This is a genomic window from Pseudolysinimonas sp. (assembly GCF_057350545.1).
The window spans coordinates 1-22,783 of the sequence record NZ_JBMRCP010000019.1; the positions used below are offsets into that span (position 1 = coordinate 1).

Annotated in this window: 22 protein-coding genes and 3 pseudogenes; 9 read left to right on the top strand and 16 right to left on the bottom strand. The window is 70.5% G+C overall.

Annotated elements, in window-relative coordinates; all coding sequences use genetic code 11:
- Positions 1 to 210 (bottom strand): annotated as a pseudogene (locus ACO1X9_RS02210) (LysR substrate-binding domain-containing protein); the annotation flags it as partial.
- A gap of 29 nt (positions 211 to 239) precedes the next feature.
- Here ACO1X9_RS02210 and ACO1X9_RS02215 point away from each other — a divergent pair.
- Positions 240 to 602: pseudogene (locus tag ACO1X9_RS02215) on the top strand (LysR substrate-binding domain-containing protein); the annotation flags it as partial.
- Between the two features lie 53 nt (positions 603 to 655).
- On the opposite strand, the gene chrA reads toward ACO1X9_RS02215, so the two are convergent.
- Complete coding sequence (gene chrA / locus ACO1X9_RS02220; RefSeq protein WP_486349195.1) at positions 656 to 1,882, bottom strand: chromate efflux transporter; 1,227 nt, start codon at positions 1,880 to 1,882, stop codon at positions 656 to 658.
- Positions 1,883 to 1,928: 46 nt separating this feature from the next.
- Here chrA and ACO1X9_RS02225 point away from each other — a divergent pair, with 46 nt between their 5' ends.
- Together ACO1X9_RS02225 and ACO1X9_RS02230 are read left to right on the top strand one after the other, a co-directional pair.
- Entirely contained in the window at positions 1,929 to 2,264 is a 336-nt protein-coding gene (locus ACO1X9_RS02225) for a hypothetical protein (RefSeq protein WP_486349196.1), read from the top strand.
- Positions 2,265 to 2,349: 85 nt separating this feature from the next.
- Positions 2,350 to 2,961, top strand: coding sequence for a hypothetical protein (locus ACO1X9_RS02230; RefSeq protein ID WP_486349197.1), 612 nt, complete (start codon positions 2,350 to 2,352; stop codon positions 2,959 to 2,961).
- A 67-nt stretch (positions 2,962 to 3,028) separates the two neighbouring features.
- Here the strand turns inward: ACO1X9_RS02230 and ACO1X9_RS02235 are convergent, their stop codons facing one another.
- From ACO1X9_RS02235 to ACO1X9_RS02265, 7 genes are all read right to left on the bottom strand, one after another.
- Positions 3,029 to 4,093 carry a hypothetical protein gene (locus ACO1X9_RS02235; RefSeq protein ID WP_486349198.1) on the bottom strand — a complete coding sequence of 355 codons (1,065 nt, stop codon included), beginning with the start codon at positions 4,091 to 4,093 and terminating at the stop codon, positions 3,029 to 3,031.
- A gap of 256 nt (positions 4,094 to 4,349) precedes the next feature.
- Positions 4,350 to 5,327: a ribose-phosphate diphosphokinase gene (locus tag ACO1X9_RS02240; RefSeq protein WP_486349199.1), complete on the bottom strand. Its 978-nt coding sequence runs from the start codon at positions 5,325 to 5,327 to the stop codon at positions 4,350 to 4,352.
- 45 nt (positions 5,328 to 5,372) lie between these two features.
- Positions 5,373 to 6,797, bottom strand: a complete 1,425-nt coding sequence (glmU, locus tag ACO1X9_RS02245) for a bifunctional UDP-N-acetylglucosamine diphosphorylase/glucosamine-1-phosphate N-acetyltransferase GlmU (RefSeq protein WP_486349200.1) — start codon at positions 6,795 to 6,797, stop codon at positions 5,373 to 5,375.
- A 17-nt stretch (positions 6,798 to 6,814) separates the two neighbouring features.
- Complete coding sequence (locus tag ACO1X9_RS02250; RefSeq protein WP_486349201.1) at positions 6,815 to 8,359, bottom strand: acyl-CoA synthetase; 1,545 nt, start codon at positions 8,357 to 8,359, stop codon at positions 6,815 to 6,817.
- Between the two features lie 25 nt (positions 8,360 to 8,384).
- Complete coding sequence (locus tag ACO1X9_RS02255) at positions 8,385 to 8,837, bottom strand: MaoC family dehydratase (RefSeq protein ID WP_486349202.1); 453 nt, start codon at positions 8,835 to 8,837, stop codon at positions 8,385 to 8,387.
- Positions 8,834 to 9,733 (bottom strand): amidohydrolase family protein, encoded by a 900-nt coding sequence (locus ACO1X9_RS02260; RefSeq protein ID WP_486349215.1) that lies wholly within the window; start codon positions 9,731 to 9,733, stop codon positions 8,834 to 8,836. The genes ACO1X9_RS02255 and ACO1X9_RS02260 overlap by 4 nt, the downstream gene beginning before the upstream one ends.
- Entirely contained in the window at positions 9,730 to 10,665 is a 936-nt protein-coding gene (locus tag ACO1X9_RS02265) for an SDR family oxidoreductase (RefSeq protein ID WP_486349216.1), read from the bottom strand. Before ACO1X9_RS02265 ends, ACO1X9_RS02260 begins: the two co-directional genes overlap by 4 nt.
- Positions 10,666 to 10,780: 115 nt before the next feature.
- Here ACO1X9_RS02265 and ACO1X9_RS02270 point away from each other — a divergent pair, with 115 nt between their 5' ends.
- The 5 genes from ACO1X9_RS02270 to ACO1X9_RS02290 all read left to right on the top strand — a co-directional run bounded on the left by ACO1X9_RS02270 (position 10,781) and on the right by ACO1X9_RS02290 (position 15,755).
- Complete coding sequence (locus ACO1X9_RS02270; protein ID WP_486349203.1) at positions 10,781 to 12,160, top strand: PaaX family transcriptional regulator C-terminal domain-containing protein; 1,380 nt, start codon at positions 10,781 to 10,783, stop codon at positions 12,158 to 12,160.
- Between the two features lie 121 nt (positions 12,161 to 12,281).
- Complete coding sequence (locus ACO1X9_RS02275) at positions 12,282 to 13,253, top strand: ABC transporter substrate-binding protein (RefSeq protein ID WP_486349204.1); 972 nt, start codon at positions 12,282 to 12,284, stop codon at positions 13,251 to 13,253.
- A 111-nt stretch (positions 13,254 to 13,364) separates the two neighbouring features.
- Positions 13,365 to 14,144 (top strand): ABC transporter permease, encoded by a 780-nt coding sequence (locus tag ACO1X9_RS02280; protein WP_486349205.1) that lies wholly within the window; start codon positions 13,365 to 13,367, stop codon positions 14,142 to 14,144.
- The gene (locus ACO1X9_RS02285; protein WP_486349206.1) at positions 14,141 to 14,968 is read left to right on the top strand and encodes an ABC transporter permease; all 828 of its coding nucleotides are present in this window, start codon (positions 14,141 to 14,143) and stop codon (positions 14,966 to 14,968) included. The genes ACO1X9_RS02280 and ACO1X9_RS02285 overlap by 4 nt, the downstream gene beginning before the upstream one ends.
- Entirely contained in the window at positions 14,961 to 15,755 is a 795-nt protein-coding gene (locus tag ACO1X9_RS02290; protein ID WP_486349207.1) for an ABC transporter ATP-binding protein, read from the top strand. Before ACO1X9_RS02285 ends, ACO1X9_RS02290 begins: the two co-directional genes overlap by 8 nt.
- A gap of 1 nt (position 15,756) precedes the next feature.
- Here the strand turns inward: ACO1X9_RS02290 and ACO1X9_RS02295 are convergent, their stop codons facing one another.
- The 7 genes and pseudogenes from ACO1X9_RS02295 to ACO1X9_RS02325 all read right to left on the bottom strand — a co-directional run bounded on the left by ACO1X9_RS02295 (position 15,757) and on the right by ACO1X9_RS02325 (position 22,287).
- Entirely contained in the window at positions 15,757 to 16,569 is an 813-nt protein-coding gene (locus ACO1X9_RS02295; protein WP_486349208.1) for an Abi family protein, read from the bottom strand.
- A 267-nt stretch (positions 16,570 to 16,836) separates the two neighbouring features.
- Complete coding sequence (locus ACO1X9_RS02300; RefSeq protein WP_486349209.1) at positions 16,837 to 17,478, bottom strand: TetR/AcrR family transcriptional regulator; 642 nt, start codon at positions 17,476 to 17,478, stop codon at positions 16,837 to 16,839.
- Positions 17,479 to 17,515: 37 nt separating this feature from the next.
- Complete coding sequence (locus ACO1X9_RS02305; protein ID WP_486349210.1) at positions 17,516 to 18,484, bottom strand: phosphotriesterase family protein; 969 nt, start codon at positions 18,482 to 18,484, stop codon at positions 17,516 to 17,518.
- A gap of 12 nt (positions 18,485 to 18,496) precedes the next feature.
- The gene (gene dctP / locus ACO1X9_RS02310) at positions 18,497 to 19,513 is read right to left on the bottom strand and encodes a TRAP transporter substrate-binding protein DctP (RefSeq protein ID WP_486349211.1); all 1,017 of its coding nucleotides are present in this window, start codon (positions 19,511 to 19,513) and stop codon (positions 18,497 to 18,499) included.
- A 12-nt stretch (positions 19,514 to 19,525) separates the two neighbouring features.
- Entirely contained in the window at positions 19,526 to 20,440 is a 915-nt protein-coding gene (locus ACO1X9_RS02315) for a shikimate dehydrogenase (protein WP_486349212.1), read from the bottom strand.
- Positions 20,437 to 21,710: pseudogene (locus ACO1X9_RS02320) on the bottom strand (TRAP transporter large permease). Before ACO1X9_RS02320 ends, ACO1X9_RS02315 begins: the two are co-directional and overlap by 4 nt.
- Position 21,711: 1 nt before the next feature.
- Entirely contained in the window at positions 21,712 to 22,287 is a 576-nt protein-coding gene (locus ACO1X9_RS02325) for a TRAP transporter small permease (RefSeq protein WP_486349213.1), read from the bottom strand.
- Between the two features lie 145 nt (positions 22,288 to 22,432).
- On the opposite strand from ACO1X9_RS02325, the gene ACO1X9_RS02330 reads away from it, so the two are divergent.
- On the top strand, positions 22,433 to 22,783 hold a 351-nt coding region (locus ACO1X9_RS02330; protein WP_486349214.1), incomplete at its 3' end, for a sugar phosphate isomerase/epimerase family protein.

The following is a 22,783-nucleotide window of genomic DNA, read 5'->3' on the forward strand; positions in this document are numbered from 1 at the left end:
CGTGGGCGGGGCGCCCTGCCAGATGAGGTCGGGCAGGAGGGCGACCGCGTGACCGGTCTGGATGAGCCGTACGTGCGCCTGCAGGTCGGCGGTTTCGAACCGCCCCTGCGGCTCGAACCCGGCCCGCCGGCAGACCTGCCCGGCCCAGTGCCGCGACGCCGCTCCCCGAGGCTCCATCCCCCAGGGAGCGTCGGCGGCCTCGGCGATCGAGCGGGCGGTGAGGCGTCCGGCAGGCGGGCTCGATCGCCGAGGCCGCCGACGCTCCCTGGGTGATGGAGCCTAGGGGAGCGGCGTCGCGGCACTGGGCCGAGCAGGCCTGCCGGCGGGCCGGGTTCGAGCCGCAGGTGCGCTTCGAGACCGCCGACCTGCAGGCGCACGTACGGCTCATCCAGACCGGTCACGCGGTCGCCCTCCTGCCCGACCTCATCTGGCAGGGCGCCCCGCCCACGGTGTCGCTCGCGCCCCTCGACGGCGACCCGCGTCGCACCGTCTTCACCTCGACTCGCGCGACCATCGCGGCCCGCCCCTCGGTGCTCGCCTTCCGCGCGGCCCTCGAGCAGGCCGCGCGGGAGATGGATGCCGGAGCCGCCCTTGCGGGTTGAGTGCCGCCGAAAGCGGTGGGTTTCGAGACGCGTCCGCCGTCGGCGGGCGCTCCTCAACCCGCGGTGAGGAGGGTGATCAGGATGCCCCCGGCGGCGCCGACGAGCACGACGACCCACGGCGGTACCCGCACCGCGACGAGCAGCACGAAGCACACCGCGGCGAGCACGAACGTGGGCGCGTCGACCACGGCGGTGACGAAGACGGGGTCGTAGAGCGCCGCCGCGAGGATGCCGACCACGGCCGCGTTCGCACCGCGCAGGAGAGCCTGCGCGCCCGTGCGACGACGCAGCGCGTCCCAGAACGGCAGCACGCCGACGAGCACGAGGAACCCGGGCAGGAAGATCGCGACGAGAGCCAGCGCGGCACCCGCGATCACTCCGGGGCCGGGCTCGATGATCGCTCCGAGGTAGGCAGAGAAGCTGAACAGCGGGCCGGGCACCGCCTGGGCGGCCCCGTAGCCGGCGAGGAAGTCGGAGGCGCCGACCCACCCCGGGTCGACGACCTCCGCCTCGAGCAGCGGCAGCACGACGTGCCCGCCGCCGAACACGAGCGAGCCGGCGCGGTAGAACGCGTCGACGATCGAGAGCGCCGGGTCGCGCACGAGGGCCGCGAGCACGGGCAGCACGGCGAGCAGCACGCCGAAGACGGCGAGCGCCGCCGCTCCGACGGCTTTCGGCACCCGGAACGAGGTCGGGGACGCGGGCTCCTCTGCGGGGGCGCGGCAGAGCACCAGGCCGGCGACGGCGCCGAGCACGATCGCGCCGACCTGGCCGAGTACGCCGCCGACGAGCACGACGAGAGCGATCGCGACGAGCGCGATCCCGGCCCGCCGTGCGTCGGGGGTGAGCGCCCGCGCCATCCCGAGCACCGCCTGCGCGACGATCGCGACGGCGACGATCTTGAGTCCGAGGAGCGCTCCGTCGGCCACCGGTCCCTCGAGGAGCGCCGCCCCGGAGGCGAAGGCGACGAGCAGCACGGCGGACGGCAGGGTGAAGGCGAGGAACGCCGCGAGCGCTCCGAGCGGACCCGCGCGCAGCAGACCGAGCGCGAAGCCGACCTGGCTCGACGCGGGGCCCGGCAGGAACTGCGCGAGGGCGACGAGGTCGCCGTAGCCGCGCTCGTCGATCCACCGGCGACGCTCGACGAGCTCGGCGCGGAAGTACCCGAGGTGGGCGATCGGGCCGCCGAACGAGGTCAGCCCGAGCTTCAGGAACGCCGTGAAGACCTCCCCGACGGTGCCTCGCGCGACCGACGCGGACGCGGACGCGGGCTCGGTCACGGAGGCATCGTATCGAGCGGGGGCGAAGGGGTGGTGCAATAGTCCCGTGGCGCACGACGACGATCCCCCGGAGCTGCGCGGCTACGTGCCGAACGAGCGCGACCGGCCGCTGCGGCATCCGGCGACCCTGCACGTGATGCGCATCGTGATCGTGCTCGGCGTCATCGGGCTCGTGCTACCCGGGCTCTACGCGACCGTCGTGCTGCAGAACAGGAACGCGTCCGCGGTCTGCGCGGCCGTCGTGGCGAGCGCCGCGCCGGGCTCGGCGGCCGTGCCGCGGTTCGAGGTCGCCGGGCCCGGAGGCCCGTCCTGGTACTGCTACGCGCGCGACTTCGGCGGGCACGAGGTGCTCGTCGAATCGCTGGGGCTGTTCCCAGGTTGACCTCGGAGGGGTCTGTTAGCCTCCCGGGCGAATGACTTCCCGACACCGCACCCCATCCTCGTTCACGCTCCGACACGCTCTCAGCGTGACGGCGGGCTCGATGGTCTTCGCGATCGGCGTGGCCGTCTACCCGCTCGGAGCTCCGCCGTCTCTCGCCGAGATGCGCGCCGAGTACACCCGTGTGCACGCCCAGGAGTTCGTCGTGTCATCCGCGGTCTCGAGCGAGGCGCTCGCCGCGACCGGTGCACTCCCGGCCGCGCGCGACGCGTTCGGGTCCACCCCCGGACCCGAGACCTTCATCCAGAGCGGCACCAACCACGACTGGGCGAAGCTCGTGCTCGTCTACGCCGGCTGGCCGGTCAGCGACAGCAACGTCACCGTCATCCTCCGCTGGATGCGACAGGAGAACGGTCCCGACGACTGGTTCCGCCGCAACAACCCGCTCAACATCGGTGCGGGCGGCTTCGCCTCCTACGCGAGCCTCGACGAGTCGGCGCGCGTGGTCGCGAAGGCGCTCACGACGAGCGGCATGTACGGCGACATCGCGGCGGGCTTCGCCGCCTCCGCGCCGACCGCCGACATCGAGTACGCGATCTGGGCCTCCCCGTGGGCGGGCGGCCACTACGCGTGGGGCGGGCACTGGCACTACAGCGACGTGCCCGTGGTCCCCGCGCCGGCGAGCGCCTGGGGTCGCTGAGCTTCCCTCTCGGTGGTCGAGTAGCCCGCGCAGCGGGCGTGTCGAGACCCGCCCGCTGCGCTGACTCTCACCCCCGGATGAGCGCGAGGCTGTGCGGCACGGTCTCGCCGAGGTCGGCCGTGCCGAGGAGCTCACCGGTCTCGAGATCCACGGCGTGCACGGCCTTCGCAGCAGGGTCGACCACGTATGCGATCCCGTCGAGCACCGTCACCGACGGCGCCGGCTCGCGCCAGTCCTCGGGCGGGGTCCACGCGTCGATCACCGGCAGGGATGCCGTGAGGGCTCCCGAGAGCACGTCGACGATGTGCAGGGCGCCGTCGGTCGCGAGCACGACGCCGTCGCCGTCGTCGTCCCGCGCGAGCGACCAGTAGTAGTACTCCGCCGGCAGCTCGACGAGCCGCACGGCGTCGGCAGCCAGGTCGATGAGGGCGACACTCGACGAGGTCTCACCCGGGGCGGTGTAGTCGGCGAGCACCACCGGGGAGTCGTCGGAGCCGACCGGTCCGCCCACGCCGCCCTCGGCGTCCGGGAGGGCGATCGTGCGGAACTCCCCTGCCTCATGCACGACGACCGCTCCGGTGCAGCCGAACAGCACCGCCTCGTTCGCCGCGACGGCCTCGCCGTGCACATCCGGGCAGTCGTCGGTGCGCGCGAGTTCGGAGCCGTCCGCGGCGAGCGCGAGCACCGAACGACGGGACTCGTCGTCGCCCGCGGTCACGAGCACGACACCGTCGCTGAGCTGAAGCGCGACGCCGTGGTGCGCTGCGCCCAGCTCGAGCACGCGGGAGGCGGGGGCATCCTCGTCGAGGTCGTCGGAGTCGAGGAAGGTCACCGTTCCCGCGCCGTCGCTGAAGAGCGCGGTGGTTCCGTGGTGCGGCACGACGTGGCCGGGGTGGTCCATCGGGAACTCGAGGTCGGTGAGCTCGGGTTCCTTCGTGTAGGAGTGACCGTGGTCGCCGTGGCTGTCGGTCCACGCGCCACCGTCGAGCACCGTGAAGCCGTCGGCCGTCGTGAGCATGACGTGCCGGCCGTCACCCGCCTCGGCGAGGCGCGTCACGCCGTCGGTCTCGACGTCGGCGACCTCGGTGAGCGTCGTCGCGTCGATCACGAGGATGCCGCCCTCGTGCAGCACCGCGAGCCGCGGCTGGGGGGGTGTCGAACTCGGTCTCGGCTCCGGGTTCGTCGCCGGGCAGGTCGGACACGGGGGCGGCGCAGCCGCCGAGCAGCAGCACGAGGGCCGCCGCAGGGATCACAGGGTTGATTCTCATGTCGCCACCGTAGCGTAATGAGAATCATTATCGTTAGCTGGAGGCAGCGAGGACGCAAGAACTCCACCTCTCGGTGGTCGAGTAGCCGCCGGAGGCGGCGTGTCGAGACCCGTCTCGGACTTACGCGGCGCCGTCGAACATCGAGGTGACCGACCCGTCGTCGAACACCTCGTGGATCGCGCGCGCGAGCAGCGGCGCGATCGGCAGCACGGTGAGACGATCCCAGCGCTTCTCCTCCGGGATCGGGAGGGTGTCGGTGACGACGACCGAGTCGATGAAGTCGCTCTGCAGGATCTCGACCGCGGGGTCGGAGAAGACGGCGTGGGTGGCGGCGACGACGACGCCGAGCGCGCCGCGGGCCTTGAGCGCCTCGGCGGCCTTCGCGATCGTGCGACCCGTGTCGATGAGGTCGTCGACGAGTAGACAGACGCGCCCCTCGACCTCGCCGACGATCTCGTGCACGCTCACCTGGTTGGCGACCCGCGGGTCGCGACGTTTGTGGATGATCGCGAGCGGCACGCCGAGTTTGTCGCTCCAGACGTCGGCCACCCGCACCCGGCCCATGTCGGGGCTCACCACGGTGAGCGACGCGGGGTCGAGCTTCGCCCGGAAGTGCTCGAGGAGCACCGGCATCGCGAACAGGTGGTCGACGGGTCCGTCGAAGAAGCCCTGGATCTGCGCCGCATGGAGGTCGACGCTCATGATGCGGTTCGCGCCCGCGGCCTTGAACAGGTCGGCGACGAGCCGGGCCGAGATCGGCTCGCGACCGCGCCCCTTCTTGTCTTGGCGCGCGTAGGGGTAGAACGGGGCGACGACCGTGATGCGCTTGGCGCTCGCGCGCTTCGCCGCGTCGATCATGATGAGCTGCTCCATGAGCCACTCGTTGATCGGCGAGGTGTGCGATTGGACCACGAACACATCGGCGCCGCGGATGCTGTCGCCGTAACGGGCGTAGATCTCGCCGTTCGCGAAGGTGCGTGCCTCGGTCGGCACGAGCTCCGACTCGAGCTCGGCGGCGATGTCGGCGGCGAGTTGAGGATGCGCCCGGCCGCTCACGATGACGAGTCGCTTCTGACCGGTGATCTTGATGGCCGACACGCCTGCTCCTCGCCCTTGTGACCCCAGCCTACCGGTCGCGGCGGGTCACTCCTGAGTGCCGGCTGCGGCCTTCTTCGCGAGGGCCGCCTCGTGGTGGCGAGCGGTCCAGCCCTCGACGAACTTGAGCTGCGAGACGCTCACGGCGAGGGCACCGGCGGGCACATCCCGGCGCACGACGGTGCCGGCCCCGACCGTCGCGTCGTCGCCGATCGTCACGGGCGCGACGAACGAGTTGTGGGTGCCGGTGTGCACGTGCGAGCCGATCGTCGTGGCGTGCTTGTTCACGCCGTCGTAGTTCGCCGTGATGGCCCCTGCACCGATGTTGGTGCCCTCCCCGATCGTCGCGTCGCCGATGTAGGAGAGGTGCGGCACCTTCGACCCGGCACCGATCTTCGCGTTCTTCGTCTCGACGTAGGTGCCGATCTTGCCACCCTCGCCGAGCTCGGTGCCGGGGCGCAGGTAGGCGAACGGGCCCACCGTCGCTTTCGCACCGATCACCGCGAGCGTCGCGTCGGCGCGCTTGATGCTCGCCTCCTCGCCGACCTCGCAGTCGAGCAGTGTCACGTCGGGACCGATCTTCGCCCCGCGTGAGACGGTCGTCGCGCCGGCGATGTGCACGTTGGGCAGCAGCTCGACGTCTTCGGCGAGGGTCGCGCGCAGGTCGATCCAGGTGGTCGACGGATCGTGCACCGTCACGCCCGCGAGCTGCCAGCCGCGCACGATCATCGCGTTGAGGCGCGCGGCGGCCCGGGAGAGCTGCACGCGGTCGTTGATGCCCTCGACGAGCCAGGCCTCGGGCACCGGCACCGCCTCGATCGCCTCGCCGTCGCCGTGCAGCATGCCGACGACGTCGGTGAGGTACCGCTCGCCCTGATCGTTGTTGGAGGCCAGCTGCGGAAGCCGCGCGCGCAGCGCGGCGACCGTGAACACGTAGGTGCCCGAGTTGACCTCGGTGATGGCGCGCTCGTCATCGCTCGCGTCGCGGTGCTCGACGATCCTCGACAGGGCGCCGTCGGCATCCCTCACGACACGGCCGTAGCCGGTCGCATCGTCGACGATCGCCGAGAGCAGGGTCGCCGCGGCTGTCGCCCGACGGTGGGCTTCGAGCAGCCCGGAGAGCGTCGCGGCGTCGAGCAGCGGCACGTCGCCCGAGATGACGACGACGTCGCCCTCGAAGTCGCCCGGCAGGGCTTCGACGGCGACCTGCACGGCGCGACCGGTGCCGGGGATCTCGTCCTGGTCGACGACGAGCGCCCCGGGCAGGAACTCCTCGACCGCCGCGGCGACGACATCCCGTTCGTGACGCACCACCGTCACGACGTGCGCCGCCGCGAGTTCGCGCGCGGTCGCGAGCACGTGCCCGAGCAGCGGTACGCCGGCGAGCTCGTGCAGCACCTTGGGTCGGGAGGACTTCATCCGCGTCCCCTGTCCGGCGGCGAGGACGACGATGGCGAGGCGGGAGTCGGTCACCGCTCCATTGTCGCGCGTCACGCCGTCGGGCGGTGCCGCTCGCGCAGTTCGGCCTTGCGCACCTTGCCGCTCGCCGTGCGCGGCAGCTCGTCGACGATCTCGAGGCTCTTCGGCAGTTTGTACTTCGCGAGCCGCTCGGAGCAGAACGCGACGAGCGCCTCGAGGTCGAGCGCGGCACCGGGCGCGAGCGTCACGACGGCGTGCGGCACCTCGCCCCACCGCTCGCTCGGCAGACCGATCACGGCCACCCCGGTGACGCCCGGGATCGCGGAGACCACCTGCTCGACCTCGGCCGAGTAGATGTTCTCGCCTCCCGAGATGATCAGGTCCTTCACCCGGTCGACCACGGTGAGGAAGCCGTCGGCATCCACGAAGCCGACGTCACCGGTGCGGAACCAGCCGTCGGACGTGAAGGCGGCCGCGGTCTCGTCGGGTCGACCCCAGTACTCGAGGAAGACGCTCGGACCCGATGCCTCGATCTCGCCACGCTGGTCGGGGGCCGTGACGAGCTCGCCCGACTCGGTGTCGCGCAGTCGGAACGTCGTGAAGAAGTGCGCGAGGCCGCTCGAGCCGATCCGGTCGGCCGAGTGCCACGGCGGCATCATCGTCACGCCGGGTGAGGCCTCGGTCATCCCATAGCCGCCGCTGAAGGCGAGGCCACGCTCGGCGTACGCCGCGACCACCCGCTCGGAGATCGCCGAGCCTCCGCACGTCATCGAGCGGAGCGAACGGATGTCGGTGGTCGACCAGGCCGGGTCCTCCATCATGAACTGGTAGGTCGTCGGCACGCCCGAGATGAAGGTCGCCTGCAGCCGCTCGATCGCGGCGAGCGCCTCCCCCGGCACGAAGCGCTCCTGCAGCAGCACCGCGCCGCCTTTGAGGAAGGTCGGCAGCACGCCCATCCCGAACGACGCGACGTGGAACATCGGCGAGATGATGAGCGTGCGCTCGCTCGACGTGTAGTCGTAGTCGGTGATCGCGTTGAGCGCGTTCCAGGTGAGGTTGCCGTGCGTGAGCACCGCCCCCTTCGGGCGGCCCGTGGTACCCGAGGTGTAGATGATGACCGCCCGGTCGGCGAGCGTCACGCGGGGCGCATCGACGAGGGCCTCGGCCCCCGCGATGAGCGACTCGAAGTCGAGCACCCCGTCCGGTGCGGCGGCGTCGTCGGGCTCCCGCACGCGGATGCGCTCGAGCGAGAGCCCCGCCGTGGCCGTCGCGGCCGCCTCGTCGAGGCTCGCGCTCGAGATCAGCAGACGCGCGTCGCTGTCGTCGAGTTGGTAGGTGAGCTCGGTCGGCGAGAGCCGCGTGTTGAGCGGCACGAAGATCGCCCCGAGCAGCGTCGTCGCGAACATCGACTCGATGAACGACGGATGGTTGTTGCCCAAGTAGGCGACGCGGTCGCCACGCTCGACCCCGTGCTCGCGCAGCGCCCCCGCGAGGGCGTCGATGCGTGCGCCGAGGGCGGCATACGACGTCTCGACATCCCGGAAGACGAGGGCGGTGTGGTGACGCGACTTCACGGCGCGCCGCCGCACCCAGGAACCGATGCCCTCGGGGATCACCGTCGATCTCCTCCGAACCCGCCGCTCAGGCGTAGACGCGCGAGATGAACTGTACGACGACCGCCGGTCGCTCCTGGCCGTCGATCTCGATCACGCCGTCGGCGTGCAGCTGGTAGCCGCCGGGGACCTCGGTGACCGTCGCGAGGGTCGCGCGCAGACGCACCCGCGCGCCCGACGGCACGGGCGAGGTGAAGCGCACCTTGTCGAGGCCGTAGTTGACGAGTGTCGTCGCGTCGCTCACCTCGAGCAGCTGCGACCACATCGGGATGAACAGCGAGAGCGTGAGGAACCCGTGCGCGATCGTGCCGCCGAACGGGGAGTCCTTCGCCTTCTCGGGGTCGACGTGGATGTACTGGTGGTCGTCGGTGGCGTCGGCGAACGTGTCGATCCGCGACTGCGGCACGTCGAACCACGACGAGGTGCCGAGCTCGGTGCCGGCGAGGGCGGGGAGATCGGCCAGGGTGACGGTGCGGGTCATGATGTTCCTTTCGAGAGACCGAGGAGCCGGATGGCGTTGCCGGCGAGGATCTTCGGACGCACGGCATCCTTCACCTCGAGCTCGGCGAAGTCGGCGAGCCAGCGCTCGGGGGTGAGCAGCGGGAAGTCGGAGCCGAACAGCACGCGATCCTGCAGGTACGAGTTCAGCGCGCGTACGAGCTGCGGCGGGAAGTAGCGCGGCGACCAGCCGCTCAGGTCGATCCACGCCCCGGGCTTGTGCGTCACGAGGGAGAGCTGCTCGTCGACCCACGGCACCGCGGGATGGGCGAGCACGACCTGCAGCGCGGGATGCTCGGCGAGCACGTCGTCGAGCAGCATCGGGTTGGAGTACCGCAGCTTGAGCCCCGCACCGCCGGGCATGCCCGCCCCGATGCCGGTCTGCCCGGTGTGCACGATGACGGGCAGACCGAGTTCGGCGAGTGCCGCCCAAAACGGCCGGTGCTCGTCGGCGCTCGGGTCGAAGCCCTGCACGGTGGGGTGCAGCTTGAAGCCGCGCACCCCGTGCTCACCGGCGAGCTCGCGCGCGAGGTCGATCGCGGCGGGCCCGGTGCGCGGGTCGACGGAGCCGAACGGGATGAGCACGTCGGCGTGATCTGCGGCCTGCGCGGCGATCTCGGCGCTCGGGATCGGGTCGTGACCGAGCTGAGTACGCGCGTCGACGGTGAAGACGACGGCGGCCATCGACCGCTCGCGGTAGTAGTCGGCGATGCTGGCGAGGTCGGGGCGGGCGACGTCGGCCTTGAAGTACGCGCTCGCCGCCTCCGCGAGCGCGGGCGGGAGCGAGGGATGCCCGTCGTGCCCCACCTCGATGTGCACGTGCAGGTCGAGGGCGACGAGCGCCTCGACGTCGAGCTCCGGGCGGTACATCGTGCTCAGTCCTGGCGCGGCGCGCGGTCGAGCTCCGGCGGCAGCGGCGGGAAGGGCGCCTCGCCGACCGACTGGAGGTTCGCGACGAGTTCACCGGCGAGCTCGTCTTGGATGTCGTCGGCGTTCCAGCCGCCCTCGCGGAGGAACGACTCGGCCACCTCGGGGTGGCGCCAGAGCTGCAGGCGGTCGCCACCCGCGCCGATCACCTGGCCGGAGATGCCGGCCGCCTCGTCGGAGGCGAGCCAGACGACGAGACCCGCCACGTCGTCGGCGGTGCCGAAGCCGAGGTCATGTCGGAAGAACGCGGGCATCGGCTCACCCCGCTCGTCGGCCTCGACCGCCGCGGCGAAGTACGGGATCGTCTTCGTCATCGCGGTGGCCGCGACCGGGATGACCGCGTTCGCCGTGACACCGGCTTTCTTCATCTCGATCGCCCAGGTGCGGATCATGCCGACGATGCCCGCCTTGGCGGCGGCGTAGTTGGTCTGGCCGAAGTTGCCGCGCTGCCCGGTGGGCGAGCCGATCGCGATGATGCGGCCCGGCTTCTCCTGCTGCTTGAAGTGGGCGAACGCGGCGCGCGCGGCGGTGAACGTGCCGCGCAGGTGCACGTCGATGACGGCGTCGAAGTCGTCGTCGGTCATCTTCAGCAGCGAGCGGTCGCGCAGGATGCCGGCGTTGGTGACGAGGATGTCGAGGCCTCCGAACTCGGCGACGGCGGAGTCTACGAGTTGCTGCGCCACCGCGGAGCTGCCGACGGGTGCCACGACCGCCGTCGCGCGGCCGCCGGCATCCCGGATGCGGTCGACGGTGGCCGCCGCCGCCTCCGCGGAGACGTCGTTCACCACGACGGCGGCTCCCGCCTTCGCGAGCGCCTCGGCGTAGGCGGCGCCGAGCCCCGCGCCGCTGCCGGTGACGATCGCGACCTTGCCGACGAGCGAGATGCCCATGCCTGCTCCTTTGCGTGCTGGTGGGGTACTGCGCCGCGGGCGCGGCGGATGCCGGAAGGCAGATTATCAGGTTTCCTGCCAGTGGTGGCGGTTCTGGCAGACTGACCGCGTGAGCACGGAAATCCCGACCCCGCTGCTGTATCTCGTGAAGCGGGTCGAGCTCGCGGTGCGCAAGAACCTCGACGCCGTGCTCGAGGTGCATGGGCTCACCACCATCCAGTACACGGCCCTGACGACCCTCGCCCGGCACTCGGGCATGTCGGCAGCCGCGCTCGCCCGCTACTCGTTCGTCGCCCCGCAGACCATGGCGCAGCTCGTCGGGCTCCTGGAGGCCCGGGGCTGGGTCGACAGGGTTCCGGACCCCGACTCGCGGCGCCGCCAGTTGCTCGTGCTCACCGACGGCGGGCGACGACTTCTGGACGACCTGCGCGAACCCGTCGCCGAGGTCGAGACGCGGATGGTGGCCGAGACCGACGATGCCGACCTCGCGGTCGTACGGAGCGCGCTCCGCACCTTCGGGTCGTCGCTCGAACCGCAGACCGCGCCGGTGGCGGCGCTCGACGGTGAATCGCCGGCCACCCGCCGGACGGATCGCACGCGGCCGCGCACCCGACGGGGATCGCCGACGAGCCTGCTGCTCACCGTGTTCGGCGACTACTGGTCGGAGCGGTCGGAAGCACTCCCGTCGGCGGCGATCGTGAGCGTGCTGGGCGACTTCGGGGTCTCCGAGGCGGCGGCCCGCACCGCCCTGAGCCGGATGGTCAAGCACGGCCTCCTGAGCCCCTCCCGAGCGGGTCGCAAGACCGGGTACCGGCCCACCGCGCGCAGCGACGCGATCCTGAGCGACACGCTCCACCGGATCGTCGCGTTCGGGGGCGAGGAACGCGACTGGGACGGATCGTGGAGCGTCGTGCTCGTCGACGACGATCGGCTCAGCCGCTCACTTCGCGACGCCGTGCGCTCCCGGATGGAGTGGCTCGGATTCGCGCGACTCGTCGACGGCCTCTGGCTCTCCCCGTGGGATCGGCACGCGACGGCCCTCGAAGAGCTCGCCAAGCTCGGGGTGGTCGACGACGTGACGACCCTCACCGCGCGGGTCCCCGACGAGCTCCCGGGCCCGCGACGCCCCGAGGAGGCGTGGGACCTCGTGGAGCTCGATCGCGAGTACCGCGCGTTCCTCGCCGAGGCGCGGCGGCTGCAGGACGCCCTCGCCGCCGGTGTGCTCGGCCCGGCGGAGGCGCTCGTGCACCGCACGGGCCTCACGGACGAGTGGATCGCCCTGATCGGCGCCGACCCCGACCTCCCGCGCGACCTCCTCCCCGACGATTGGCCCCGGTCGGAGGCTCGCGAGGCGTTCCTCGACACCCACGAAGCCCTCGGCGAGCGGGCGATCTCTCGGGTGTCGGAGGCCGTGGCCGCCGTCGATCCGACGCTCGCCGACCTCGTCGTCCGGCGCTCGTTCCGCGACTTTGTTAGTCAGAGAGATTGACATTCATGACATTCATGGCGCACATTGGACCCGCCAGTGTCATGTATTCCGTTCCCGGCGCGTCTGACGAGCCCTGATCGGACACACCCGCACCACCCTTCGATGAAGAAAGGTCCTCGCAATGAAGCGTCGCGCACTCCTCGGTGGCATCGCCCTCGCCACCGCCGTCGCCCTCGTCGGCTGCACCGACTCCGGTGCCGCCCCCGAACCCACCGATGCCGGCCCCGGCGAGACCTACTCGGTCCGCGTCGCCGCGCTCCCGATCGCCGAGACGGGGGCCATCTGGGCCGCCCTCGAGGCGGGCATCTTCGAAGAGCACGGCATCGACCTCGAGATCCTCCCCGCCCAGGGCGGTGCCCAGGCCATCCCCGCCCTCGTCGCCGGTGACATCGACTTCGCCATCGGACAGCCCATGGGCCCGTTCCGCGCGTCCCTCGGCGGCGAGGAGGTGCGCATCCTCAGCAATTACGCCAACAGCCTTCCGAGCGGTGAGGACGTCAACTCGGTCGTCGCGAGTGCGGCGAGCGGCATCACGTCGTGGGCCGACCTGTCGGGCAAGACCGTCGCCGTGAACAGCCTCGGCGCCGCCGGCGACCTCACCATCCGTGCGGCTGTCGCGGCCGACGGCGGCGACCCCGATTCGATCGAGTTCGTCGCGGTGGCCTTCCCCGACGTGCCCGCGCAGATCGAGGCGGGCGCGATCGACGCCGCCTGGGCGCCCGACCCGTTCCGCGGCATGGTGGTCGGCGCCGGCGGCACCGACCTCGGCGGCCCGTACCAGCAGGCGATCCCCGGCCTCACGGTGCTGACCAGCTTCACGCTGCAGAGCGTCATCGACGAGAACCCCGCGATGGTGGAAGCCTGGAATGAGGCCCTCGCCGCCGCGCTCGAGTTCGCCGCGTCGAACGAGGATGCGGTCCGCGCCGCGATCGAGGCGGGCCTCGACCTGCCGGAGGGTGCCGCCGACGGCATCGTCCTGCCCGAGTTCACGGCCGACCTGAGCAACGCCGGCCTCGAGGACCTCGTCGAGCTCGCCCTCGAGTACGGGTACTTCGAGACCGCTCCCGACCTGGACGCGATCGTCGTCCAGTAACCCGCACCTGCAGTATCCGCACACGGTGGTCCGGGATCCCCCGATCCCGGACCACCGGCGCGAGCGGCGCAGGATGATGGACCCGACGGACCCGACGAGAGGACGCGCGCGATGAGGCGACGACTGCAGCACGTGCTGCTCGGCCTGCTCGGCATCATGGCGTTCCTCGGCTTCTGGCAGCTCGCCGCCACGGTCGGCTGGGTGAACGGCACCTACGTTCCCCCGCCCACCGAGGTGTTCGGGGCCCTCGGCCGCATGGCCCTCGACCTGCACTACTGGCGCACGATCGGCAACACCCTCATCACCTGGTCGATCGGCCTCGGCATCGCGGCGGTGCTCGCCCTCGTGCTCGGCACGGTCGTCGGCATGGTTCCGGTGCTGCGCCGCTACACCCGGTCGACGGTGGAGTTCCTGCGGCCGATCCCCTCGGTCGCGATCATCCCCCTCGCGATCCTCATGTTCGGGTACGACCGCGAGGCGTCGCTCGTCATCGTCGTGTTCGCGACGTTCTGGCAGATCTTCATCCAGGTGCTCTACGGCGTCGCCGACATCGACCCAGTCGCGCGCGACACCCAGCGCAGCTTCGGCATCTCGTCCGCCGACCGGTTCGTGCACCTCGTGCTGCCGACCGCATTGCCGTACATCATGACCGGCCTCCGGCTCGGGGCCACCGTCGCCCTGATCCTGACCGTCACAGGAGAACTCATCATCCAGGTCGACGGCATCGGACGCCTGCTCACCCAGCGCGGGACCGCCGCCGACTATGCCGGGGTCTACGCGCTCGTGGTGACGGCGGGGCTCCTCTCGCTCGTGATCAACACGGTCGTGCGCATCGTCGAGCGGCGCGTGCTCGCCTGGCACGAGTCGGTCCGCGCGGAGGTCGCCCTGTGAGCGCCCCGTCGGCGACGCGCCGTCTCCTCCCCGCCGCCGCGAGTCGGCGCCTCCCGCGCTGGCTCGACCGGCTGCTCGAGGCGATCGGGCTCCCGCTCCTGCTCCTCGGGCTCTGGGCGCTGTCGGCGCTCGTCTCGCCCAACCGCTACTTCCCCGCCCCGTGGCGCATCGCCGAAGCGTTCGTGAAGACCTGGCTCGGAGAGTCGTTCTTCGTCGACGTGCTGCCGAGCATCGGTCGTCTTCTGATCGGGCTCGCGCTCGCGATCATCATCGGCATCGCGGTCGGGGTGCTCATCGGGTCCGTGCGCTGGCTGCGTCAGCTCGTCGAGCCGGTGTTCGAGTTCTTCCGCGCGGTGCCGCCCCCGATGCTCGTCCCGCTGCTCGCCATCACTCTCGGCATCGGCGACACGGCGAAGATCCTCGTCATCGTCGCCGGGTCGATCTGGCCCATCCTGCTCAACACCGTCGAGGGCGTTCGGGCGGTCGATGCGGTGCAACGCGAAACGGCGACCTCGTATCAGCTCTCGACCGCGCAGCGCGTGGCCTTCATCACCCTGCCGAGTGCCGCGCCTCAGATCATGGCGGGCATCCGGCAGTCGCTGTCGATCGGCATCATCCTCATGGTGATCTCCGAGATGACGAACTCGTCGTCGGGACTCGGCCTGCGCATCACGTTCTTCCAGCAGAACTTCCAGATCCCCGAGATGTGGAGCGGCATCATCCTGCTCGGACTCATCGGCATCGCGCTCGCGCTGCTGTTCCAACTCGCCGAGCGATTCGTGCTCGGCTGGTATCGCGGCCTGAAGGAGACCGAACGTGCCTGAGGCGACGACCACCGACCACCTGCTCCGTGTCGAGGGGCTCACCAAGTCGTACGGCGACTTCGAGGCGCTGCGCGACATCACCTTCAGCGCGAAGCAGGGCGAGCTCGTCTGCATCGTCGGGCCGTCGGGATGCGGCAAGACGACGCTCCTGAAGTGCATCGCCGGGCTGCTCGCCCCGTCGGGGGGCACAGTCGAGCTCGACGGCGTGCCGGTCACCTCGCCGCCGAAGAAGATGGCGGTCGTCTTCCAGGAGTACGGCCGCAGCCTCATGCCGTGGATGACGGTGCGCCGCAACGTCGAGCTCCCCCTCCTCCGTACGACGTCGAAGCCCGAGCGTCGCCGTCGCGTCGACGAGGCGCTCGACGCGGTCGGGCTCGCCGCCGCAGGCGGCAAGTTCCCGTGGCAGCTCTCGGGCGGCATGCAGCAGCGGGTCGCGATCGCGCGCGCGATCGCCTACGACCCCGAGGTGCTCATCATGGACGAGCCCTTCGCCGCGGTCGACGCCCAGACCCGTGCCGACCTCGAAGACCTCGTGCGCGACCTGTGGAAGAAGTTCGGCGTGACGGTGCTCTTCGTGACCCACGACATCGACGAGTCGGTCTACCTCGGCGAGCGCGTCGTCGTGCTGTCGATGTCGCCGACGGTCGTGCAGGAGGACCTCGCGATCGACCTCCCCGTCGAGCGCGACCAGCTCTCGACGCGGGCCCTGCCGCGGTTCACCGAGTTGCGCACCCACGTGTACGAGCAGATCCAGCGCGCGAAGCGCGAGGCGAACACCTCCGCCTGATTCAGGGGGTGGGGTGATAGTAACCGTCGACAAACTCCGGCTCCGAGTGAACGAGACCTAGCAATTCCGTCGAGTAGGCCGTGCTCTTCTCGATCTGATCGACCATGCCTGCAAGGAGCGTGAGCGCGGCTGCCGGCGTGGTCGGCGAGAGATATCGCCTCTTCACCTTGAGCGCGATCGCCGGAAGCGTTACATGCCCATCGAACCTCCGGTTCCAGAGCCTCCCATGATGTGCCGCGATGTTTCGAAGGAACGTGATGTTCTGAACGGCCTGGAGCAGCTTTGGCCCGTCCTCGAGGCTCAGGGACTTGGTGACGGGCTCAAGGATGCCCTTGTCGCGCAGGGCGCGAAGGAAACGCGAGAATGTTCCGATCGATACAACTTCGATAGCGGCCCAGAACGGGACAGGCTCCCCCTTGTTCACGTGGTGCGCGATGAAGATCTCGTCACGGGACTGGATGGCACGGAAGCTCTCGAGGACCTTGTCTCGGTTTTTCGACTCTGCCTGCCAACGCCGCACGGTATGAGCGTCGTCCGTCGCGGGCGCGGGGCTGTTCGGCAGGTAGAGGTTGTCGTGAAGGTATCCGTCGCTGCCGCCGATGACCTCCGCGACGTGGTACGCGACGCGGCTCCGCAGGGTCGGCTCGACCACACCGACTCCGTCGAGCACCAGATTGCGGACCGCACGATCGAGGTCGTAGATCTCCATGAGCTGAGAGGCGCTCGTGCCATCTACGTACTCATCGACGCCGGGCTTGTAGAAGCACCGACCGTAACCGCTCACCCGGTAGTAATTGCTTGAGTAGAGGAACATCGCGAACTCACCAGGAGTGACGCTGCCCAAGTCGAGTCCGCGATCCAGGTGCTTCTGGACTTGCGCTTTGAGGTGAATCCAACTCTTCAAACGTCGCTCCCTGAAACGAAGGCGCACATAGCAAAACGAAGAACCCACCCGGCTGTCGCCGAGTGGGTCCGAATGTTGACACCATCTTATGCGCAAGCGCCGACAACGAGCAAGGGACGGCACAGGCTCCAGCGCGCGAAGCGCGAGTCGAACACCTCCGTCTGAGCCGGGGACGACTCAGCGGGGGTCGGCGGTCAACCAGGCGACGACGACATCCCCGATGATCCCCCGCAGGTGGTCGCGGCGCTCGGGCGCCAGCAGGTCGCGGTCGAAGAGGTAGCCGAACGTGTACTGGTTGGCGACCTGGAAGAAGCAGTACGAGCTCACGACGAGGTGCACGTCGAGGGCATCCACGTCGTCCCGGAACACGCCGCTCTCGCGTCCGCGCGCGAGCACCCCGTCGAGCACGTTGAGGGCCGGTTGGTTGAGCTCGCGGAGCGACTCGAGGCGGCGGATGAACTGCCCGCGATGGATGTTCTCGATCGAGACCAGGCGGATGAAGTCGCTGTGGGCGAGGTGGTGGTCGTAGGTGAGCTCGGCGATGCGCCGCACGGCCTCGGTCGGCGGCAGATCGCCGACGTGCTGCCGCTGCTCGGCTTCGCGGATGCCGCGGTACGCCTTCTCGAGCACCGCGAGGTACAGCTGCTCCTTGCCGCCGAAGTAGTAGTAGATCATCCGCTTCGTCGTGCGCGTGCGCTCGGCGATGTCGTCGACGCGGGTTCCCGAGAAGCCCGACTCCGCGAAGGCGGCCGTGGCGACGTCGAGCAGTTCGGCGCGCGTACGCTCCGCATCGCGGATGCGGACGGCCGGCACGGTCATGCTCTCACCCTAGGGTCGCTCGGGACGGCGGGCGACCTCACGCTCCGGCCAGCAGCCGCCGCGGGTTGTCGACCAGCAGCCGGTGCTCCTCGTCGGCGGTCAGCCCCGCGGCGCGGAGTCGCGGCAGCACGGTGGTGTGCAGGTGATCCATCCGCCAGTCGGGGGCGTGGACGGCCCGCCACGACGGTGGGGTCACGCGGCTGAAGAAGGCGGCGTCGTGCGAGAGCAGCAGGCGATCGAGGTGACCGGCGTCGAGCAGCGCGAGCAGCATCCGGATGCGGACGTCGTCGGACTGCACGTGCGACATGCCGAACCTGTCGAACCCGAGGAACGACCCGGCGTCGGCGAGGGTCGTGAGGTAGCCGAGGTCGTCGGAGTCGCCGGAGTGCCCGATGACGACCCGCTCGAGCGGCACCTCGAGTCGCCGCAGGAGCTCCTGTTGGACGAGACCGCCTCGGGATGCCGCGTGGCTGTGGGTGGTGATCGGCACGCCCGTCGCGGTGTGCGCGGTCGCGGCGGCGCGGAAGACGCGCTCGACGTCCGGCGTGATCCCCGCGCGGTCGGAGAGCACTTTGATCATCCCGGCGCGGAGGCCCGTGCCGGCGATGCCGTGCTCGATGTCGCGGAGGAAGAGCTCGACGAGGGGGTCGGGTCCGTCGACGAGGAGCCCGGGGCCGTGGAGGCGCAGCGCGGGAGGCAGCACCTCGTCGGCGTAGTAGCCGGTCGCGGCGACGATCCGCATCCGGGTGCGCTCGGCGACCCGGGAGACCCGGGAGACGTCGCGCCCGAGGCCCGGCACCGTGAGGTCGACGACCGTGCGCACTCCGAGCTCGTAGAGACGTTCGAGCCCGTCGACGGCCGTGTCGATCGCGACCTGCTCGTCCCACTCGCGGTGCGGCAGGTCGCGATCGAGGTCGGGGCTCGTCACGAAGATGTGCTCGTGCACGAGCGTGACGCCGAGCTCGTGCGCCGCGACCTCTCCCGTGAGGGTGGGGACGCGACGCACGAGCGGCACCGATCAGCCGGCCGTGGCGCGGATGGCCTCGTAGACCTCGAGCTTCTCGCCCGTGAACTCGGCGAGGAAGAACTCCTCCGCGTTCTCCGAGAAGGCGTCGCGGTCGACATCCTCGACGACCTCCCAGGCATCGCCCGAACGCCACTCCTCGAGCGTCGCCTCCTCGCCCTCGGCGACGCACTCGGTGACCGACGCGACCGCGGTCTCGACGGCTGCCGACAGCGCCTCCTGCTGACGCTCGCTCAGCTCGGTCCACTTGCTGCTCATGATCACGAGGTTCGTGTTGAGCTGGTGGTACGAGAGGCTCACGTAGTCCTGCACCTCGGGGAGGTTGAGGGCGACGAGGTTGGTGATCGGGTTCTCCTGACCGTCGACGAGTCCCTGCTGCAGCGCGAGGTAGAGCTCCTCGTACGCGACCTCGGTCGCGGTCGCGCCGAGCGCGCGTGCGTTCAGCAGGAACTGCGGCGAGCCGGGGAAGCGCATCCGGAGGCCCTCGAGATCCGCAGGCTCGCGGATCGGCGAGTTGGCCGTGAACAGCCGCCCGCCGGCCGACCAGGCACCGAGCGTCTGCACGCCCGTCGCCTCAGCGAAGCCGTCGACCAGCACCTGCGACTCCTCGCTCGCCATGAAGGCGGCGAGGTGCTCGGCGTCGTCGAACGCGAACGCCGCATCCATGACGCTGATCGGCTCGTACACCGCTCCGAGCGCCGAGGCGCCCTGGATGTCGATGTCGATGTCGCCCGAGACGACCGACGCGATGCGGTCGGCGTCGCCGCCGAGCTGGCTGCTGCCGAAGATCTCGATCGTCAGACCGACATCGGCGGCGGCGACCTCGTCGGCGATGACCTGCGCGCCGCACTCGCTCTGGGGTTGCGTGTCGTTGTAGGAGTGCGCGAGCGTCAGCTCGAACTCCTGCTCCTCGACGACGGGCTCCCCGCTTCCGGTTCCGCAGGCTGCCAGCATCAGTGCCGGCACAGCGGCAAGGGCGACCAACGCGACCTTGCGTGAACGTGTTGCCATGTGTTGCTCCTCTCAGTGGTGGGTGGGTGTTGAGTCGGTGGCGGTCGGGGCGTCGGGGATCGCCTCGTCGGCGACGAGACCGGTCAGGTCGTCGAGCATCGCCCGCCGGTCGGCGGGCTCCCCGGTGAAGAGCTCGAACGCGTCGGCCGCCTGGTGCATCGCCATCCCGAGGCCGTTCATCACGCGACGGCCCTGCGCGCGGGCGGCCGCGAGGAGCGCGGTCTCGGCGGGGCGATAGACGATGTCGGCGACCCAGGCGGGCGACGCGAGCAGGTCGAGGTCGACAGGGAGCCCCGGGTGGGCGGCCATGCCCGAGGGCGTGGCGTTGACGAGACCGTCGGCCGCGGCGAGCAGGCTCGGCAGCTCGGCGATGGAGGCCGCGCGCGCCCCGCTCTGTCGGGCGAGCTGGGCGGCCCGGGCGACGTCGACGTCGACGATCACGAGGTCGTCCACCGCTCGGGCGGCGAGTGCCGTCGCGACGGCTGAGCCCGCGCCGCCGGCTCCGAGCAGCACGACGCGCGCACGGGGTGCGTCGCCGAGCCCCTCGTCGAACGAGGCCCCGAAACCGGTGACGTCGGTGTTGTGGCCGGTCGAGCCGTCCCGGGCGAAGAGCACCGTGTTGACGGCCCCGACCGACTGCGCGCTCGGGGCGAGCCCGTCGAGCAGCGGGATGATCGTCTGCTTGACCGGATGCGTGATGTTCAGGCCGTCGAATCCGAGCCGGCGGGCCGACTCGAGGAGCCGCGCGACCCCGAGCTCGGTGCCCTCCCCCGCCTCGAGGTCGATCGTGCGGTACACATAGTGGATGCCGTGGCGGGCACCCTCGAGCTCGTGCATCGACGGGGAGAGCGACGGGGAGACCCCTTCGCCGATGAGCCCGACGAGGATCGTGCGGGGGCGGGTCGACCGCGCGAGCTCGACGGTCATAGCCCGAGCATCCGGGGCAGCCACAGCACGGCGTCGGGGAAGGCGATCGCGAGCGCCACGACGGCGACGGACGGGATGAGGAAGGGCAGGGAGCCCCAGAACACCTCGCCGACGCGCGTGTTCGAGACGGAGGCGGTGACGAACAGCACGGTGCCGACGGGAGGGGTCAAGAGCCCGATCATGTTCGACACGATGAACACCACGCCGAGCACGATCGGGTCGACGTCGTAGGTGGCGGCGATGGGCAGCAGGATCGGCGTGCAGAGCACGAGGATCGCCGTCGCGTCGATCGCGGTGCCGAGTACGAGCGCCAGCAGCGCGACGAGGATGAGGAACACGGTGCTGCTGTTCGTCACCGAGAGCACGAGTTCGGTGATCATCTGCGGCAGCCGCTCGAGCGCCAGGATGTACCCGAGCAACGAGGCCGACGTGACGATGAGCATGATGCCCGCCGTCGTCAGCACCGTCTCCTTGAGGCGGCGAGCAGGGCCCGCCAGGTGAGGGCGCGCTGGATGAGCGCGATGACGAGCACGTAGGCGGCGCCGACCGCCGCAGCTTCGGTCGGCGTGAAGAAGCCGCCGAGGATGCCTCCGAGGATGATGACGGGAGCGAGCAGCGCGAGCACGACCCCCTTGAACGACGCGACGAGCTCTCGGCCGTCGAATCTGCCCGCCTGGATCTTCGGATTGCGCCGTACGAGCACGAAGACGACCACGCAGAGCCCGAGCGCCATGACGAGGGCGGGGATGACGGAGGCCGCGAAGAGCGCTCCTGTCGACGCGGCGGCGAGCCCGGCGAAGATGACGGCGGGGATGCTCGGCGGCATGACCGGAGCGATGAGCGCGGCCGCCGACGAGATGCCGGTGGCGAACCGACGGTCGTAGCCCGCGCGCAGCATGGCGGGGATCTGCACCTTGCCGAGCGCGGCGGCATCGGCGACGGCGGAGCCGCTCATCCAGGAGAACCCCACGCTCGTGCCGACGACGACATAGCCGAGGCTGCCGCGCACGCGGGCGAGCAGGGCGTGAGCGAAGCGGAAGAGCCTCTCAGCCAGACCCGAGTGGTTCGCGAGGGAGCCGAGGAACACGAAGAGCGGTACCGCGAGCAGCGGGAAGCTGCCGGCCGCATTCGTGATCTGGCGCAGGGCGCCGCCGAGCGACTGCCCGATGACGAGCATGTAGACGAGCGACGGTCCGATGAACGCGAACGCCACGGGCACGCGCATGAGAAGCAGGAGCGTGATGGCGATGCCGAGGACGGCGAGTTCCATGTCAGGCCGCCTTCACGTCGGGCTCGGCATCAGTCGCCTTCGCATCGGGCTCCGTGCCCGTCGGCGCGGCCGGCCCGTGGATCGCGATGTCGACCGCGGCGACAATGGCCCGCACGACCGTGCTGAGCGACCCGATGAGCACCGGGATGTAGATGAAGGACATCGGGACGCGGAGCACCGGTGACCGCAGCAGCCCCTGCGACTCGACGAGGTCGATCGACGCGAGCAGCAGCAGGATGCTCGTCGCGGCCACGACGAGCAACGCGAACACCTGCACGACGCGCACGATCATCTGATTGCGGAACGTGTCGACGACCTCGAGGGCGATGTGACCGCGCAAGGTGACGAGGAGCCCCATCGCCGAGAAGGTCAACCAGATGAGGGCGAACTTGGAGACCTCGCCGGTCCACGCGAACCCTTCGAACGGCAGGTAGCGCTGTCCCGCCTGCACGAGCATGAGCGCGAAGATCACGGCGAGCGAGAGCACGCCGATCGCCAGTTCGGCGATGCCGACGACGGTGATCGCGCGGTGCAGTGCGCGTCGCCTCGGCGAGAGCGGGGGATCGGTCGGGGTCACGGACTTCCTCGTTCGTTGTGCCACGCAGTTCATCCTGCGCCATCCGCTAGGAACGTACTAGTTATTACATTACGGATGCAAGACCCAGGTTGCGACGGGCCCGCGAGGCCTGGTTTCTCAATGTACGAACTGGTACATTCACGCCATGCGGACCTCGATCGCGACGGTGTGCCTCTCCGGTGGGCTCGTCGAGAAACTGCACGCCTGCGCCGATGCCGGCTTCGACGGCGTGGAGATCATGGATGCCGACCTCGTCGCCGCCGAGCAGTCGCCCGAGGAGATCCGCGCCCTCTGCGACCGGCTCGGCCTCGCGATCGACATGTTCCAGCCGTTCCGGGACGTCGAGGGCGTCGAAGACGACGTGTTCGCCGAGACCCTGCGGCGCGCGGCCGCCAAGTTCGCGACGATGAACCGCCTCGGCACCGATCTGCTGCTCGTGTGCAGCAACGCCGGCACCGCCACGATCGACGACGACGAGGTCGCCGCCCGGCAGCTC

What these genes read in the sequence shown, in the direction of transcription:
- ACO1X9_RS02315 (WP_486349212.1), bottom strand. Translation starts at nt 20,440, where the DNA reads ATGACCGTCGAGCTCGCGCGGTCGACCCGCCCCCGCACGATCCTCGTC.
- ACO1X9_RS02295 (WP_486349208.1), bottom strand. Translation starts at nt 16,569, where the DNA reads ATGTTCCTCTACTCAAGCAATTACTACCGGGTGAGCGGTTACGGTCGG.
- ACO1X9_RS02300 (WP_486349209.1), bottom strand. Translation starts at nt 17,478, where the DNA reads ATGACCGTGCCGGCCGTCCGCATCCGCGATGCGGAGCGTACGCGCGCC.
- dctP (WP_486349211.1), bottom strand. Translation starts at nt 19,513, where the DNA reads ATGGCAACACGTTCACGCAAGGTCGCGTTGGTCGCCCTTGCCGCTGTG.
- ACO1X9_RS02280 (WP_486349205.1), top strand. Translation starts at nt 13,365, where the DNA reads ATGAGGCGACGACTGCAGCACGTGCTGCTCGGCCTGCTCGGCATCATG.
- ACO1X9_RS02255 (WP_486349202.1), bottom strand. Translation starts at nt 8,837, where the DNA reads ATGACCCGCACCGTCACCCTGGCCGATCTCCCCGCCCTCGCCGGCACC.
- ACO1X9_RS02275 (WP_486349204.1), top strand. Translation starts at nt 12,282, where the DNA reads ATGAAGCGTCGCGCACTCCTCGGTGGCATCGCCCTCGCCACCGCCGTC.